The sequence below is a fragment of the Enterobacter sp. KB-221C9 genome (assembly GCF_041320715.1).
GTDB classification, from domain to species: Bacteria; Pseudomonadota; Gammaproteobacteria; order Enterobacterales; family Enterobacteriaceae; genus Enterobacter; species Enterobacter asburiae_D.
The window spans coordinates 1-14213 of sequence record NZ_JBGIWG010000017.1; the positions used below are offsets into that span (position 1 = coordinate 1).

Consider the following 14213-nt stretch of genomic DNA (forward strand, 5'->3'; position numbering starts at 1 on the left):
ATGTAGGCCGGGTAAGGCGAAGCCGCCACCCGGCTTTTTTATGCACCAGGCGATACAGCTTCTGGGAGAAGGGCGGCTGGTGGGGCTGTTACCGCCGGTGCTGTGATTTTTGCCCGGTAGCGCTGCGCTTGTCGGGCCTACGCGTGCAAAATGTAGGCCGGGTAAGGCGTAGCCGCCACCCGGCTTTTTTTATGCGCCAGGCGATGCAGCTTCTGGAAGAAGGGCGGCTGGTGGGGCTGTTACCTTCGGGCTGTAATTTTTGCCCGGTGGCGCTGCGCTTATCGGGCCTACGCGTGCGAAATGTAGGCCGGGTAAGGCGAAGCCGCCACCCGGCTTTTTTTATGAATACATCGCCGTAATCGACGCGCTCCCCAGCGAATGGAAATGCACGTTAAACCCTACCATCGCGCCGCTCGCCCCTTCATCGACCTCAATCTTCTCCACATCCAGCGCGTGCACCGTGAAGATATAGCGGTGGGTTTCCCCTTTTGGCGGCGCCGCGCCGCCGTAGCCCGCTTTACCAAAGTCGGTGCGGGTCTGAATGGCGCCTTCAGGCAGGGCAACCAGGTCTGAACCAGAGCCCTGCGGCAGGACGCGCGTGTCGGCAGGCAGGTTCGCCACAATCCAGTGCCACCAGCCGGAGCCGGTAGGCGCATCCGGGTCGTAGCAGGTCACGACAAAGCTTTTGGTTCCGGCCGGAACATCGTCCCACGCCAGGTGCGGGGAGATATTGTCTCCCTGATACCCCATGCCGTTGAATACGTGGCGTTCCGGCAGTTTTTCACCGTCGCGCAGATCTTTACTGATGATTTTCATACGATTTACCCTCGTTGATCGCTCGTTCAGCAAGTGTAATGCATAGGGTTAAATCGTGAAATGCGCGGGAATGTTAACGGCTGTTACGACCGCGTCGGTTAATTTACGCAGCTGCTCCGGGGTAATGCTATACGGCGGCATCAGGTAGATAAGCTTGCCAAAAGGCCGCACCCAGACGCCGCGTTCCACGAAGAAGCGCTGCAGCACCGCCATATTCACCGGATGGGTGGTTTCAATCACCCCGATGGCGCCCAGCACGCGAACGTCCGCCACAAAATTCTCGCCCGAGGCGGCGCTCAGCGCCTCTTTCAGCTGCGCCTCAATCGCCGCCACCTGTGTCTGCCACTCGCCGCTTTCCAGAATGGCCAGACTTTCGCTTGCGACGGCGCAGGCGAGAGGATTACCCATAAACGTCGGGCCGTGCATAAAGCAGCCCGCCTCGCCGTCGCTGATGGTGTCGGCAACGTGGCGGGTCGTGAGCGTGGCGGAGAGCGTCATGGTGCCGCCGGTCAGCGCTTTACCCAGACACAGAATATCCGGAGCGATACCCGCATGCTCGCAGGCAAACAGCCTGCCGGTGCGGCCAAAGCCGGTGGCGATCTCATCGGCAATCAGCAGAATGCCCTCGCGGTCGCACATCTTGCGAATACGCCTCAGCCATTCCGGGTGGTACATCCGCATTCCGCCTGCGCCCTGCACAATCGGCTCAAGGATCACGGCGGCGATTTCATGGCGATGCGCCGCCATCAGCCGCGCGAAACCGACCATGTCCATCTCGTTCCACTCGCCGTCGAAGCGGCTCTGCGGGGCAGGGGCAAACAGGTTTTCCGGCAGATAGCCTTTCCACAGGCTGTGCATGGAGTTATCCGGATCGCACACCGACATCGCCCCAAAGGTATCCCCGTGATAGCCGTTGCGGAAGGTGAGGAACCGCTGGCGCGTTTCGCCCTTCGCGTGCCAGTACTGCAGCGCCATTTTCATCGCCACTTCCACCGCCACGGAGCCGGAATCGGCCAGGAACACGCACTCCAGCGATTCAGGCGTCATCGCCACCAGGCGACGGCATAAATCCACCGCGGGCTGATGGGTGATTCCGCCAAACATCACGTGCGACATCTGGTCAATCTGCGCCTTCATCGCCGCATTCAGGCGCGGGTGGTTGTACCCGTGAATGGCCGCCCACCAGGAGGACATCCCGTCAACGAGCCGCTCGCCGCTGGCGAGGTGCAGCTCGCAGCCGTGGGCCGAAGCCACCGGATAGACGGGAAGGGGGCGGGTGGTGGAGGTGTAAGGGTGCCAGATATGCTGCTTGTCGAAGGCGAGATCGTCCTGGGTCATAATCGACTTGTAAACCATTTTGAAAAGTTTTAGGTTTACGAGTATAAACCGAACCGAAAATTAACAAAACCCTTTGGAGAAGCCCGATGGCTCACCACGCACGCTGGACGATGTCGCAAGTCACTGAATTATTCAACAAACCTTTCCTTGAGCTGATGTTCGAAGCCCAACAGGTGCATCGTCAGCACTTCGATCCCCGCCACGTTCAGGTCAGCACGCTGCTGTCGATCAAAACCGGTGCCTGTCCTGAAGACTGCAAATATTGCCCGCAGAGTGCGCGCTACAAAACCGGCCTGGAGTCCGAACGGCTGATGGAAGTGGAGCAGGTGCTCGACTCGGCGCGCAAGGCGAAAAACGCCGGTTCGACCCGCTTCTGCATGGGCGCGGCGTGGAAGAACCCGCACGATCGCGACATGCCGTATCTGGAGCAGATGGTGAAGGGCGTGAAGGAGATGGGCCTCGAAGCCTGTATGACGCTCGGCACGCTGAACGACGAGCAGGCACAGCGCCTCTCCGCCGCGGGGCTGGACTACTACAACCACAACCTCGACACCTCGCCGGAGTTTTACGGCAACATCATCACCACGCGAACCTATCAGGAGCGTCTGGACACGCTGGATAAAGTGCGCGACGCGGGGATCAAGGTCTGCTCCGGCGGTATCGTGGGCTTAGGCGAAACGGTGAAAGACCGCGCTGGCCTGCTGCTGCAGCTGGCGAACCTGCCGACCCCGCCGGAAAGCGTGCCGATCAACATGTTGGTGAAGGTCAAGGGTACGCCGCTGGCGGATAACGACGACGTGGATGCGTTTGATTTTATTCGCACCATCGCGGTGGCGCGCATCATGATGCCGACCTCTTTCGTGCGCCTCTCCGCCGGTCGCGAGCAGATGAGCGAGCAAACCCAGGCGATGTGCTTTATGGCCGGAGCCAACTCCATCTTCTACGGCTGCAAGCTGCTGACCACGCCGAACCCGGAAGAGGACAAAGACGTTCAGCTGTTCCGCAAGCTGGGGCTTAACCCGCATCAGACCGAGGTGCTGACGGGCGATAACGAGCAACAGCAGCAGCTGGAGCAGCAGATTTTCAACGCCGACACCGACCAGTTCTACAACGCGGCAGCCGTATGACCTGGCAGGCACGAGTGAATACCGCGCTGGACGAACGCCGGGCGGCAGAGGCGTTTCGCGTTCGCAGTGTGGTGGAAAACGGCGCGGGCCGTTTTCTTACCCGCGACGGGCGGCAGTTTTGTAATTTCTCCAGCAACGACTATCTCGGGCTGAGCCAGCATCCGGCCATCGTCCGCGCCTGGCAGCAGGGGGCGGAGCGGTTTGGCGTGGGCAGCGGCGGCTCGGGACACGTCAGCGGCTACACCACGGCGCATCAGGCGCTTGAGGAAGCGCTTGCCGACTGGCTCGACTACCCGCGCGCGCTGCTTTTTATCTCTGGCTTTGCCGCGAATCAGGCGGTCATTACCGCCCTGATGGAAAAAGAGGACCGCATTGTCGCTGACCGCCTGAGCCACGCCTCGCTGCTGGAGGCGGCAAATTTAAGCCCGGCGCAGCTGCGCCGCTTTGCCCATAACGATGCGGGGCAGCTTGCCGCGCTGCTGGATAAACCCTGCGACGGACAGCAGCTAGCGGTCACGGAAGGGGTGTTCAGCATGGACGGCGACAGCGCGCCGCTTGCCGCGCTGCACGAGGCCGCAAAGCGGCAAAACGCCTGGCTGCTGGTGGACGATGCCCACGGGATTGGCGTAATGGGCGACGAAGGTCGCGGCAGCGCGCATCAGCAAAACGTGAAGCCGGAGCTGCTGATTGTCACCTTCGGCAAAGGGTTTGGCGTCAGCGGCGCCGCCGTGCTGTGCAGCGAGTCCGTCGCTGACTATCTGCTGCAGTTTGCCCGACATCTGATTTACAGCACCAGCATGCCCCCGGCGCAGGCGGTGGCGCTGTCTGCGTCGCTGGCGGTGATCCGCAGCGCAGAAGGGGATGAACGTCGCCAGCGGCTGGCAGAGCATATCTCCCGCTTCCGCCAGGGGCTGGCGCCGCTGCCCTTCCACAGTCCCGATTCGCAGAGCGCTATCCAGCCGGTGATTGTCGGCGAAAACGGCCGCGCGCTGGCGCTGGCGCAGGCGCTGCGCGAGCGGGGCATGTGGGTGACCGCTATCCGCCCGCCAACGGTCCCGCCGGGTACCGCGCGGCTGCGCTTAACCCTGACGGCGGCGCATGAAGCACGGGATATCCAGACGCTGCTGGAGGCGCTCCATGTTGCCGGTGAATAAACAGGCCGTTGCGGCGGCATTTGGTCGCGCCGCGCAGAGCTATTCGCAGCACGATGAACTGCAGCGTCAGAGCGCGCAGGGGCTTCTGGCCGCGCTTGGCGAGAACCGTTTTTCGCAGGTGCTGGACGCCGGCTGTGGTCCCGGCAGCAACAGCCGCTACTGGCGCGGAGCGGGAAGCCAGGTCACGGCTATCGACCTCTCAGAGCAGATGCTCGACGAGGCGCGTCAGCGGCAGGCCGCGGATCGCTATCTGCTGGCCGATATCGAGGCGATCCCGCTGGCGGATGCGCAGTTTGATCTGGTCTGGAGTCATCTGGCGGTCCAGTGGTGCAGCAGCCTGCCGCAGGCCCTGCGCGAGCTTTATCGCGTGGCGCGACCGGGCGGGAAGGTGGCTTTTACCACCCTGCTGGAAAGTTCGCTGCCGGAGCTGAATCAGGCGTGGAAAGCGGTGGATGAGCAACCGCACGCTAACCGCTTTTTATCGTATGAGCAGGTGACGCAGGCGCTGGCAGGCTGGCGCTACCGCAGCACGGTGCAGACCATCACCCTCAATTTTAGCGATGCGTTCAGCGCGATGCGCTCGCTAAAGGGCATCGGGGCCACGCACCTGCATGCCGGGCGGGAGAGAAAACCGCTGACCCGGGGCCAGCTGCAGCGTCTGGAGCTGGCCTGGCCGCAGCAGCGGGGGCATTTCCCGCTCTCTTATCAACTTTTTCATGGGGTTATCGAACGTGACTGAACGTTATTTTGTTACCGGCACGGACACGGAAGTGGGCAAAACGGTTGCCAGCGCGGCGCTGCTGCAGGCGGCACGAAAGCTTGGGAAAAACACCGCCGGGTATAAGCCGGTTGCGTCCGGCAGCGAGATGACGCCGGAAGGGTTACGCAACACCGACGCGCTGGCGCTCCAGCGTAACAGCACGCTTGAACTCGCCTATTCAGCGGTCAATCCGTACACCTTTGCCGAGCCGACCTCGCCGCATATAATCAGCGCTGACGAAGGTCGTCCGATTGATTTCGCGGTGCTGTCTGCCGGGTTACGGACGCTGGAAGGCCAGGCCGACTGGGTGCTGGTGGAAGGTGCAGGGGGCTGGTTTACGCCGCTTTCGGACGCGCAGACGTTTGCCGACTGGGTGCAGGCGGAGCAGCTTCCGGTCATTTTGGTCGTTGGCGTCAAGCTGGGCTGCATCAATCACGCCATGTTGACCGCGCAGGCCGTACAGCAGGCCGGGCTGCGTCTGGCGGGCTGGATAGCCAACGACGTGGTTGCGCCAGGTAAACGACACCAGGAGTATCTGGCGACGCTCAGGCGTGTACTTCCCGCCCCGTGCCTCGGGGAAATTCCCTGGCTTGCTGACGGCGCGGAAAATGCCGAAACCGGGCGTTATCTCGATCTCAGCGTCTTGCTTCCCGCGACATCCAGTGCGCGATAAGCTCGTCATCCAGTTCGTTAACGTGGCCCTGCGCCACGTTACGCCCGCGATAGAGCATGCAGAAACGGTCCGCAACCCGGCGGATAAACGACAGCTGCTGCTCCGCTAACAGCACCGTCATACCTAACTCCCGGTTTAAGCGCACCAGCAGCTGCCCCAGCTTCTGGGCGAAGCTGTGTCCTGCGCCGTGCAGAGGCTCATCGAGGATCAGCAGGTGAGGACGGTTCACCAGCGCATTAGCCAGCGCCAGCTGGTACTGGTCGTCCGGAGAGAGCGCATTGGCGCGGGTCTGTCGCAACGCGTAGAGCGCCGGAAACAGGTCGTAAACGTCACTTTTCGCTTCCGGGTTGGGTTTCCCCATCGCCCGCATGGCGATATGCAGATTCTCCTCAATCGTTAGCTGGGAGAAGATCCGCCTGTCCTGCGGGACATAGCCTATCCCCGGCCCTGAACGCTGTTCTGGCGGCAGGTTAAGCAAGTCGCGCGGCGGCGCGCCCGCCTCATGCCAGATGATGCTGCCGCTTTCGACGGGCACTCTCCCTGCGATGCAATTCATGAGGGTGGTTTTCCCCATTCCCGGCAGGCCAACGACGCCTGTACACATCCCTTGCGGAAAATCCAAATTCACGTTCCATAGCGTATGTTGGCTTCCGTAAAACTGATTCACAGCACGCAGACTCAACATCTTTCTCTCCTTAAAAATGTGTGTAGGTGAGGCTCGAGTTTGAGTCTGCAAAACCCCTGCCAGAAACCGAAAAGTGTTTAAAAAAACGGCTTTTTTAGGAATAAGTCACCGCAGAGAGGCTGAGAAAAAAGGGAATTGCACATCGACGGTGCTGGTGGTGGTGAGTTGTGGTGCAGTGCCCGAAATGATGAAAATGTGAGCAAGATCCCATCGGTTGGTTATGAATGACACAACTGTTAATCATCAAAAAAGAGCTATAAAAATTTTTTACTGCCGTCTCGTGGGAAAAACCGGGAATTTGCCGAGCGCCACTCTGCATGGGCTGGAAGCAGTTATCCACTATTCCTGTGGATAACCATGTGTATTAGAGTTAGAAAACACGCGATAAGCGAGAGAAGACGCGGCTTACGCCCAAATTGACGCGAAACGCGGCTTTAGAAAATATCGTTTATTATTTAACTGCTTAGATAAAAGCAATTCCCGTCATGAAAGTGTCACCCGTTGCCACAAAACTATCATTACCTGGCTTGACAAATGTTAAAAAAGAAAAAGTTCTGGGGATAACCTCACCTGACTGGTGTTTTATATTGTCACAGTCCAAATTTTGGCCGTTATCGCACCAATCCTTCAGGCGTTATGCTAAATATCCTGACATGCCACTGGTTTTTCATCCAGTGTTTTTTACTGGCATTCCTGGCAACAACGAGTAAAATTACTCACCTGCCGCTTATAACGTCATCAGGTTGTCGCCCATGAGTAAACCGTTCAAATTGAATTCTGCTTTCCGTCCATCTGGCGATCAGCCTGAGGCGATCCGTCGTCTGGAAGAGGGGCTGGAAGATGGGTTGGCGCACCAGACGCTGCTGGGGGTAACCGGCTCGGGTAAAACGTTCACCATCGCCAACGTGATTGCGGATCTCCAGCGCCCAACGATGGTGCTGGCACCCAATAAAACCCTGGCCGCGCAGCTTTACGGCGAGATGAAAGAGTTCTTCCCGGAAAATGCGGTGGAGTATTTCGTCTCCTATTACGATTACTACCAGCCTGAAGCCTATGTGCCGAGCTCTGACACCTTCATCGAGAAGGATGCCTCGGTGAACGAACACATCGAGCAGATGCGACTGTCGGCCACCAAGGCGCTTCTGGAGCGTCGCGATGTGGTCGTCGTCGCATCGGTTTCCGCGATCTACGGTCTGGGCGATCCGGATCTCTATCTCAAGATGATGCTGCACCTGACGCAGGGGATGATCATCGACCAGCGCGCCATCGTCCGTCGTCTGGCGGAGCTGCAGTATGCCCGTAACGATCAGGCGTTCCAGCGCGGCACCTTCCGCGTACGCGGTGAGGTGATCGATATCTTCCCGGCGGAATCGGACGATATGGCGCTGCGCGTCGAGCTGTTTGACGAAGAGGTTGAACGCCTGTCGCTCTTCGACCCGCTGACCGGACACGTTGAGTCGGTGATCCAGCGTTTCACTATTTACCCGAAAACGCACTACGTGACGCCGCGCGAGCGTATCGTGCAGGCGATGGAAGAGATCAAAGTGGAGCTGGCCGAGCGCCGTAAGGTGCTGCTGGCGAACAATAAGCTGCTGGAAGAGCAGCGCCTGAGCCAGCGTACCCAGTTCGACCTTGAGATGATGAACGAGCTGGGCTACTGCTCCGGCATTGAAAACTACTCGCGCTTCCTCTCCGGGCGCGGGCCGGGCGAGCCGCCGCCGACGCTGTTTGATTATCTGCCAGCAGATGGTCTACTGGTGATCGACGAATCCCACGTTACGATCCCGCAGATCGGCGGGATGTACCGCGGTGACCGGGCGCGTAAAGAGACGCTGGTGGAGTACGGATTCCGCCTGCCGTCAGCGCTGGATAACCGTCCGATGAAGTTTGAAGAGTTTGAGGCGCTGGCACCGCAAACCATTTACGTCTCGGCCACGCCGGGCAACTACGAGCTGGAGAAATCCGGTGAAGACGTTGTCGATCAGGTTGTGCGTCCGACCGGGCTGCTGGACCCGATTATCGAGGTGCGTCCCGTGGCGACGCAGGTGGACGATCTGCTCTCCGAGATCCGCGCCCGTGCCGCCATTAACGAGCGCGTGCTGGTAACCACACTCACCAAGCGCATGGCGGAAGACCTCACCGAGTATCTCGAAGAGCACGGCGAGAAGGTGCGCTATCTGCACTCGGATATTGATACCGTGGAGCGCATGGAGATTATCCGCGACCTGCGTCTGGGCGAGTTTGACGTGCTGGTGGGGATCAACCTGCTGCGAGAAGGCCTGGATATGCCGGAGGTCTCGCTGGTGGCGATTCTGGATGCGGATAAAGAGGGCTTCCTGCGTTCTGAACGCTCCCTGATCCAGACCATTGGCCGTGCGGCGCGTAACGTCAACGGGAAAGCGATTCTGTACGGTGACAAAATCACTCCGTCGATGGCGAAAGCAATTGGCGAAACGGAGCGCCGTCGCGAGAAGCAGCAGCGATACAACGAAGAGCACGGCATCACACCGCAGGGGCTGAACAAGAAGGTGGTGGATATTCTGGCGCTGGGTCAGAACATTGCCAAAACCAAAGCGAAAGGTCGCGGCAAGGCGCGTTCAGTGGTGGAAGAAGATACCGTCGTGCTGACGCCGAAAGCGCTGCAGCAGAAAATCCACGAGCTGGAAGGGCAGATGATGCAGCACGCGCAGAATCTGGAGTTCGAAGAAGCGGCGCAGATCCGCGACCAGCTACATCAGCTGCGGGATCTTTTCATCGCGGCATCGTGAGTGGGTTTTGCCCGGTGGCGCTGCGCTTACCGGGCCTACGGGGTTAGCGTCTTTTGTACCCCCGGTAAGCGCAGCGCCACCGGGGGGTTTTTGCTAACCCAGCGCCTGAATCGCCTTCTCCAGCGCCTCGCGCAGCAGGTGACGGTCGTGGCGATACTTGATATCGCTGGCCTCCAGCGGCTCCTGCACCACCAGACGATCGCCAATCCCTGACACATCCACTTTTGGGCCCACGACTACGCCGTCAATGATTTTCTTGCCGACGTAATGCTCCATCAAATTGAGTTTATCTGCCAGCGACAGGCTTGCCGCCGCCGGGCTCAGTTCACGTCCCAGATTACCGATGTAAACCATCGGGGCAGGGGTGCGGCGCAGCGCCTGCGCCAGCTCTTTCACCAGCAGAATGGGCATCAGGCTGGTGTAAAAACTGCCAGGACCGATCAGGATAAGATCCGCTTCCCCGATGGCCTCCACCGCTTCTCGCGTGGCGGGTACGCTCGGATAGGTCATTAACTCCGTTGGCGGCAGGAGGAGCTGGTCAATATTCACCTCGCCGTAAACTTCATGCCCTTCGGCGTCGATTGCCATCAAGTCAACCGGTTGTTCAGACATGGGGATCAGGAATGCGTCCACTTTGAGCAGATTACGGATTAAGTTGATGGCTTCCAGAGGCCGTACGCTCAGGTGATCAAGCGCCTTTAACATCAGATTTCCGAGGTTATGCCCGGAAAGTTCGCCATTACCGCCAAAACGGTACTCAAACATCGCCGACGCGACGCTTGGCTCGGTAATTAACTGGTTCAGACAGTTGCGCATATCTCCCCAGGCAATGCCGCCTTCGGCACGACGAATGCGCCCGGTTGAGCCGCCGTTGTCGGTGGTGGTCACTATCCCTGTCAGCCTTGAGCCGAGTGACGACAAAGAGGACATAACCCGGCCTAAGCCGTGTCCTCCGCCAAGAGCGACCACTCGGTCAAGATCCGCAAAAGTGCGATTGCGCATACGTATTCCTTATCACGTTCGATCGCGTAACAGTAACCTAACTACCCCTAAAAGACGATGCCTCACCCGATGCAAAATGACGTATATCAATGTGAAAATGCGATTTTTAGGTATTCTGTAGCGAAAATGCAGGATTGATTCGCTATATAGATAATTATATAGCGAAAAGCGATAATGGCGCCGTCAGAATTTCCGCGCTACTATCGCCCTAACCACGTTTTCAAAATTGAAAACATACACTCTAGCCCTTGTGCCTGTGTCGAAAGATATGGCGCTCTGGCCGTGGCGAATATGCCACCAGGGTACAGAAAGAAATGACTGTGCCTCCCGATTTGGAAAGGTGTACATGGCTTCACAACTTACTGATGCTTTCGCGCGTAAGTTTTACTACTTACGTCTGTCGATTACCGATGTGTGCAACTTCCGTTGCACCTACTGCCTGCCCGATGGCTACAAACCGGGCAGCGTCACCAATAACGGCTTTCTCTCCGTGGATGAAGTGCGGCGCGTCACGCGCGCCTTCTCTGAGCTCGGCACCGAAAAAGTGCGTCTGACCGGCGGTGAACCCTCTCTGCGCCGTGATTTCCCCGACATCATTGCCGCCGTGCGTGAAAATGAACGTATCCGCCAGATTGCCGTGACCACCAACGGCTACCGCATGGCGCGTGACGTGGCGAACTGGCGCGATGCGGGGCTGACGGCGATCAACGTCAGCGTCGATAGTCTGGACGCCCGTCAGTTCTACGCCATTACTGGCCAGGATAAATTCCAGCAGGTCATGGACGGTATCGACGCGGCATTTGCGGCAGGCTTCGAAAAAGTCAAAGTCAACACGGTACTGATGCGTGATGTGAACCATCATCAGCTGGATACCTTCCTGGCGTGGATCCAATCCCGCCCCATTCAGCTGCGTTTTATTGAGCTGATGGAAACCGGCGAGGGCAGCGAGCTGTTCCGTCGCCATCACATCTCCGGCATGGTGCTGCGCGACGCGCTGCTGAAACGCGGCTGGATCCATCAGATTCGCCAGCGCAGCGACGGCCCGGCGCAGGTCTTCTGCCACCCGGATTACGAAGGTGAGATCGGGCTTATCATGCCCTATGAGAAAGACTTCTGCGCCAGCTGCAACCGCCTGCGCGTCTCCTCCGTTGGCAAGCTCCATCTTTGTCTTTTCGGCGACGGCGGCGTGGACCTTCGCGATCTGCTGGAAGACGATGCGCAGCAGGACGCGCTTGAAGCACGCATTTCTGAAGCGCTGACGCATAAAAAACAGACCCACTTCCTGCATCAGGGCAATACCGGCATTACTCAGAACCTGTCCTACATCGGCGGGTAATCAGGCTTAAGAAGGAATCAGAAGATGAGTCAGGTAAGCGCAGAATTTATCCCGACACGCATTGCTATCCTTACCGTTTCCGACCGCCGTGGCGAAGAGGATGATACCTCCGGCCACTGGCTGCGCGATGCGGCCCATGACGCCGGGCACAGCATCGTTGATAAAGCGATCGTGAAGGAGAACCGCTACGCCATTCGCGCTCAGGTCTCTCAGTGGATCGCCAGCGATGAGGTGCAGGTGGTGCTGATTACTGGCGGCACCGGCTTTACCGCAGGCGATCAGGCCCCCGAAGCGCTGATCCCGCTGTTTGACCGCGAGGTGGAAGGCTTCGGCGAAGTGTTCCGCATGCTCTCCTTTGAAGAGATTGGTACCTCTACGCTCCAGTCGCGCGCCGTTGCCGGGGTGGCTAACAAAACCCTGATTTTCGCCATGCCGGGTTCGACCAAAGCCTGCCGCACCGCGTGGGAAAACATCATCGCCCCGCAGCTGGATGCCCGCACCCGTCCGTGTAATTTCCATCCCCATTTAAAGAAATAAGCTATGTCACAACTGACCCACATTAACGCCGCCGGTGAAGCGCATATGGTGGATGTTTCCGCCAAAGCCGAAACGGTGCGCGAGGCGCGCGCGGAAGCGTTCGTCACTATGCAGCCGGAAACGCTGGCGATGATTATCGACGGCAGCCACCATAAGGGCGACGTCTTTGCCACCGCGCGCATCGCGGGTATTCAGGCCGCCAAGCGCACCTGGGATCTCATTCCGCTGTGCCACCCGCTGATGCTGAGCAAGGTGGAAGTGAACCTGCAGGCGCAGCCGGAGCAGAGCCGCGTGCGCATTGAGTCACTCTGCCGCTTAACCGGGAAAACCGGCGTAGAGATGGAAGCGCTGACGGCGGCTTCCGTTGCCGCGCTGACCATCTACGACATGTGCAAAGCGGTGCAGAAAGATATGGTGATTGGCCCGGTTCGCCTGCTGGCAAAAAGCGGCGGCAAATCCGGTGATTTTAAGGTGGACAGCCATGATTAAGGTGCTCTTTTTTGCCCAGGTGCGCGAGCTGGTAAATACCGACAGCCTGACGCTGGACGCGTCCTTTGAAAACGTCGCTGCCCTGCGCGCGCATCTTGCGGCACAAAGCGACCGCTGGGCGCTGGCGCTGGACGAAGGCAAGCTGCTGGCCGCCGTTAACCAGACGCTGGTGGAGTTCACCCATCCGCTGAATGAAGGCGATGAGGTGGCCTTCTTCCCGCCGGTGACAGGGGGCTAAGATGGCTGAAACCCGAATTCTGGTGGGGCCCGAGCGTTTTAACGTGGGGACCGAATACAGCTGGCTGGCGGAACGCGATGAAGACGGCGCAGTTGTCACCTTCACCGGCAAAGTGCGCAACCACAACCTCGGTGACAGCGTGAAGGCGCTGACGCTGGAGCACTATCCGGGGATGACCGAGAAATCGCTGGCGGAGATTGTCGACGAGGCGCGGGGCCGCTGGCCGCTTGGCCGCGTCACGGTGATTCACCGCATCGGCGAGATGTGGCCCGGCGAGGAGATTGTCTTCGTCGGGGTGACCAGCGCGCACCGCGGCAGCGCGTTTGCGGCAGGGGAGTTCATGATGGACTATCTCAAAACCAAAGCCCCGTTCTGGAAGCGTGAAGCCACGCCGGAAGGTGACCGCTGGGTGGAATCGCGCGACAGCGATAAACAAGCCGCCAGCCGTTGGTAGTCGGTTTACGTGGATGTGTTAATCTTAACGTGTGTGTCTACTTAAACTTAATCAGGAGTGAATCATGGACCGATTTCCGCGTTCCGATTCAATAGTACAGCAGACCCGTAGCGGCCTGCAGACGTATATGGCTCAGGTGTACGGCTGGATGACGGTCGGCCTGCTGCTTACCGCGTTTATCGCGTGGTATGCGGCGAACACGCCTGAACTGATGATGTTTATCTTTTCCAGCAAAATCACCTTCTTTGGGCTGATTATCGCGCAGCTGGCGCTGGTGTTTGTGCTTTCTGGCCTGGTGCAAAAGCTGAGTGCCGGAATGGCGACCACGCTGTTTATGCTCTATTCGGCGCTAACCGGGCTGACGCTTTCCAGTATTTTTATCGTTTACACCTACTCCTCCATCGCCAGCACCTTTGTGGTGACCGGCGGGATGTTCGGCGTGATGAGCCTCTACGGTTACACCACGAAGCGCGATCTGAGCGGTTTAGGCAGCATGCTGTTTATGGGGCTGATTGGGATTGTGCTGGCGTCGCTGGTAAACCTGTGGCTGAAGAGCGACGCGCTGATGTGGGCCGTGACCTACATCGGGGTGGTGGTGTTCGTTGGCTTGACGGCCTACGACACCCAGAAGCTGAAAAACATCGGCGAGCAGATTGACGTGCGCGACAGTGCTAACCTGCGCAAATACTCAATTCTGGGGGCGTTGACGCTGTATCTGGACTTCATCAACCTGTTCCTGATGCTGCTGCGTATTTTCGGCAACCGTCGTTAAGGTTGTTTTGCCGGGTGGGGGGGGGGGGGGGGGGCGGGGGGCCCCCCCCCCCCCCCCCCCCCCC

15 protein-coding genes and 1 riboswitch are annotated in these 14213 nt (G+C 59.0%); of the genes, 11 read left to right on the forward strand and 4 right to left on the reverse strand.

Annotated elements, in window-relative coordinates:
* Nucleotides 1-339: 339 nt before the first annotated feature.
* Together AB8846_RS20040 and bioA are read right to left on the reverse strand one after the other, a co-directional pair.
* Nucleotides 340-816, reverse strand: a complete 477-nt coding sequence (locus tag AB8846_RS20040; RefSeq protein WP_014831139.1) for a kinase inhibitor — start codon at nt 814-816, stop codon at nt 340-342.
* A 48-nt stretch (nt 817-864) separates the two neighbouring features.
* Nucleotides 865-2172: an adenosylmethionine--8-amino-7-oxononanoate transaminase gene (bioA, locus tag AB8846_RS20045; protein WP_370733503.1), complete on the reverse strand. Its 1308-nt coding sequence runs from the start codon at nt 2170-2172 to the stop codon at nt 865-867.
* Nucleotides 2173-2240: 68 nt separating this feature from the next.
* On the opposite strand from bioA, the gene bioB reads away from it, so the two are divergent.
* The 4 genes from bioB to bioD are packed head-to-tail and all read left to right on the forward strand — an operon-like array spanning nt 2241 to nt 5868.
* Nucleotides 2241-3281, forward strand: a complete 1041-nt coding sequence (gene bioB / locus AB8846_RS20050) for a biotin synthase BioB (RefSeq protein WP_063143122.1) — start codon at nt 2241-2243, stop codon at nt 3279-3281.
* On the forward strand, nt 3278-4435 hold the full coding sequence (gene bioF / locus AB8846_RS20055) for an 8-amino-7-oxononanoate synthase (RefSeq protein ID WP_063143121.1): 1158 nt from the start codon (nt 3278-3280) through the stop codon (nt 4433-4435). Before bioB ends, bioF begins: the two co-directional genes overlap by 4 nt.
* Entirely contained in the window at nt 4419-5174 is a 756-nt protein-coding gene (bioC, locus tag AB8846_RS20060) for a malonyl-ACP O-methyltransferase BioC (RefSeq protein ID WP_370733504.1), read from the forward strand. Before bioF ends, bioC begins: the two co-directional genes overlap by 17 nt.
* Nucleotides 5167-5868 (forward strand): dethiobiotin synthase, encoded by a 702-nt coding sequence (gene bioD / locus AB8846_RS20065; protein ID WP_331412963.1) that lies wholly within the window; start codon nt 5167-5169, stop codon nt 5866-5868. Before bioC ends, bioD begins: the two co-directional genes overlap by 8 nt.
* Here the strand turns inward: bioD and AB8846_RS20070 are convergent.
* Nucleotides 5831-6553, reverse strand: a complete 723-nt coding sequence (locus AB8846_RS20070) for an ABC transporter ATP-binding protein (protein WP_370733505.1) — start codon at nt 6551-6553, stop codon at nt 5831-5833. The genes bioD and AB8846_RS20070 overlap by 38 nt on opposite strands.
* Nucleotides 6554-7305: 752 nt before the next feature.
* Here AB8846_RS20070 and uvrB point away from each other — a divergent pair.
* Nucleotides 7306-9321 carry an excinuclease ABC subunit UvrB gene (gene uvrB / locus AB8846_RS20075; protein ID WP_331412960.1) on the forward strand — a complete coding sequence of 672 codons (2016 nt, stop codon included), beginning with the start codon at nt 7306-7308 and terminating at the stop codon, nt 9319-9321.
* A 93-nt stretch (nt 9322-9414) separates the two neighbouring features.
* Here the strand turns inward: uvrB and yvcK are convergent, their stop codons facing one another.
* Nucleotides 9415-10323 carry a uridine diphosphate-N-acetylglucosamine-binding protein YvcK gene (gene yvcK, locus AB8846_RS20080; protein WP_063143116.1) on the reverse strand — a complete coding sequence of 303 codons (909 nt, stop codon included), beginning with the start codon at nt 10321-10323 and terminating at the stop codon, nt 9415-9417.
* 225 nt (nt 10324-10548) lie between these two features.
* A riboswitch (molybdenum cofactor riboswitch) is annotated at nt 10549-10682 on the forward strand.
* On the opposite strand from yvcK, the gene moaA reads away from it, so the two are divergent.
* From moaA to AB8846_RS20110, 6 genes are all read left to right on the forward strand, one after another.
* On the forward strand, nt 10670-11659 hold the full coding sequence (gene moaA, locus AB8846_RS20085; protein ID WP_370733506.1) for a GTP 3',8-cyclase MoaA: 990 nt from the start codon (nt 10670-10672) through the stop codon (nt 11657-11659). (Overlaps the previous riboswitch by 13 nt.)
* Nucleotides 11660-11683: 24 nt before the next feature.
* Nucleotides 11684-12196: a molybdenum cofactor biosynthesis protein B gene (moaB, locus tag AB8846_RS20090; RefSeq protein ID WP_111963818.1), complete on the forward strand. Its 513-nt coding sequence runs from the start codon at nt 11684-11686 to the stop codon at nt 12194-12196.
* A 3-nt stretch (nt 12197-12199) separates the two neighbouring features.
* Nucleotides 12200-12685, forward strand: a complete 486-nt coding sequence (gene moaC, locus AB8846_RS20095) for a cyclic pyranopterin monophosphate synthase MoaC (protein ID WP_063143113.1) — start codon at nt 12200-12202, stop codon at nt 12683-12685.
* Complete coding sequence (moaD, locus tag AB8846_RS20100; protein ID WP_153656188.1) at nt 12678-12923, forward strand: molybdopterin synthase sulfur carrier subunit; 246 nt, start codon at nt 12678-12680, stop codon at nt 12921-12923. The genes moaC and moaD overlap by 8 nt, the downstream gene beginning before the upstream one ends.
* A 1-nt stretch (nt 12924) precedes the next feature.
* The gene (gene moaE / locus AB8846_RS20105) at nt 12925-13377 is read left to right on the forward strand and encodes a molybdopterin synthase catalytic subunit MoaE (RefSeq protein ID WP_370733507.1); all 453 of its coding nucleotides are present in this window, start codon (nt 12925-12927) and stop codon (nt 13375-13377) included.
* Between the two features lie 64 nt (nt 13378-13441).
* On the forward strand, nt 13442-14149 hold the full coding sequence (locus tag AB8846_RS20110; RefSeq protein ID WP_370733508.1) for a Bax inhibitor-1 family protein: 708 nt from the start codon (nt 13442-13444) through the stop codon (nt 14147-14149).
* Nucleotides 14150-14213 lie beyond the last annotated feature (64 nt).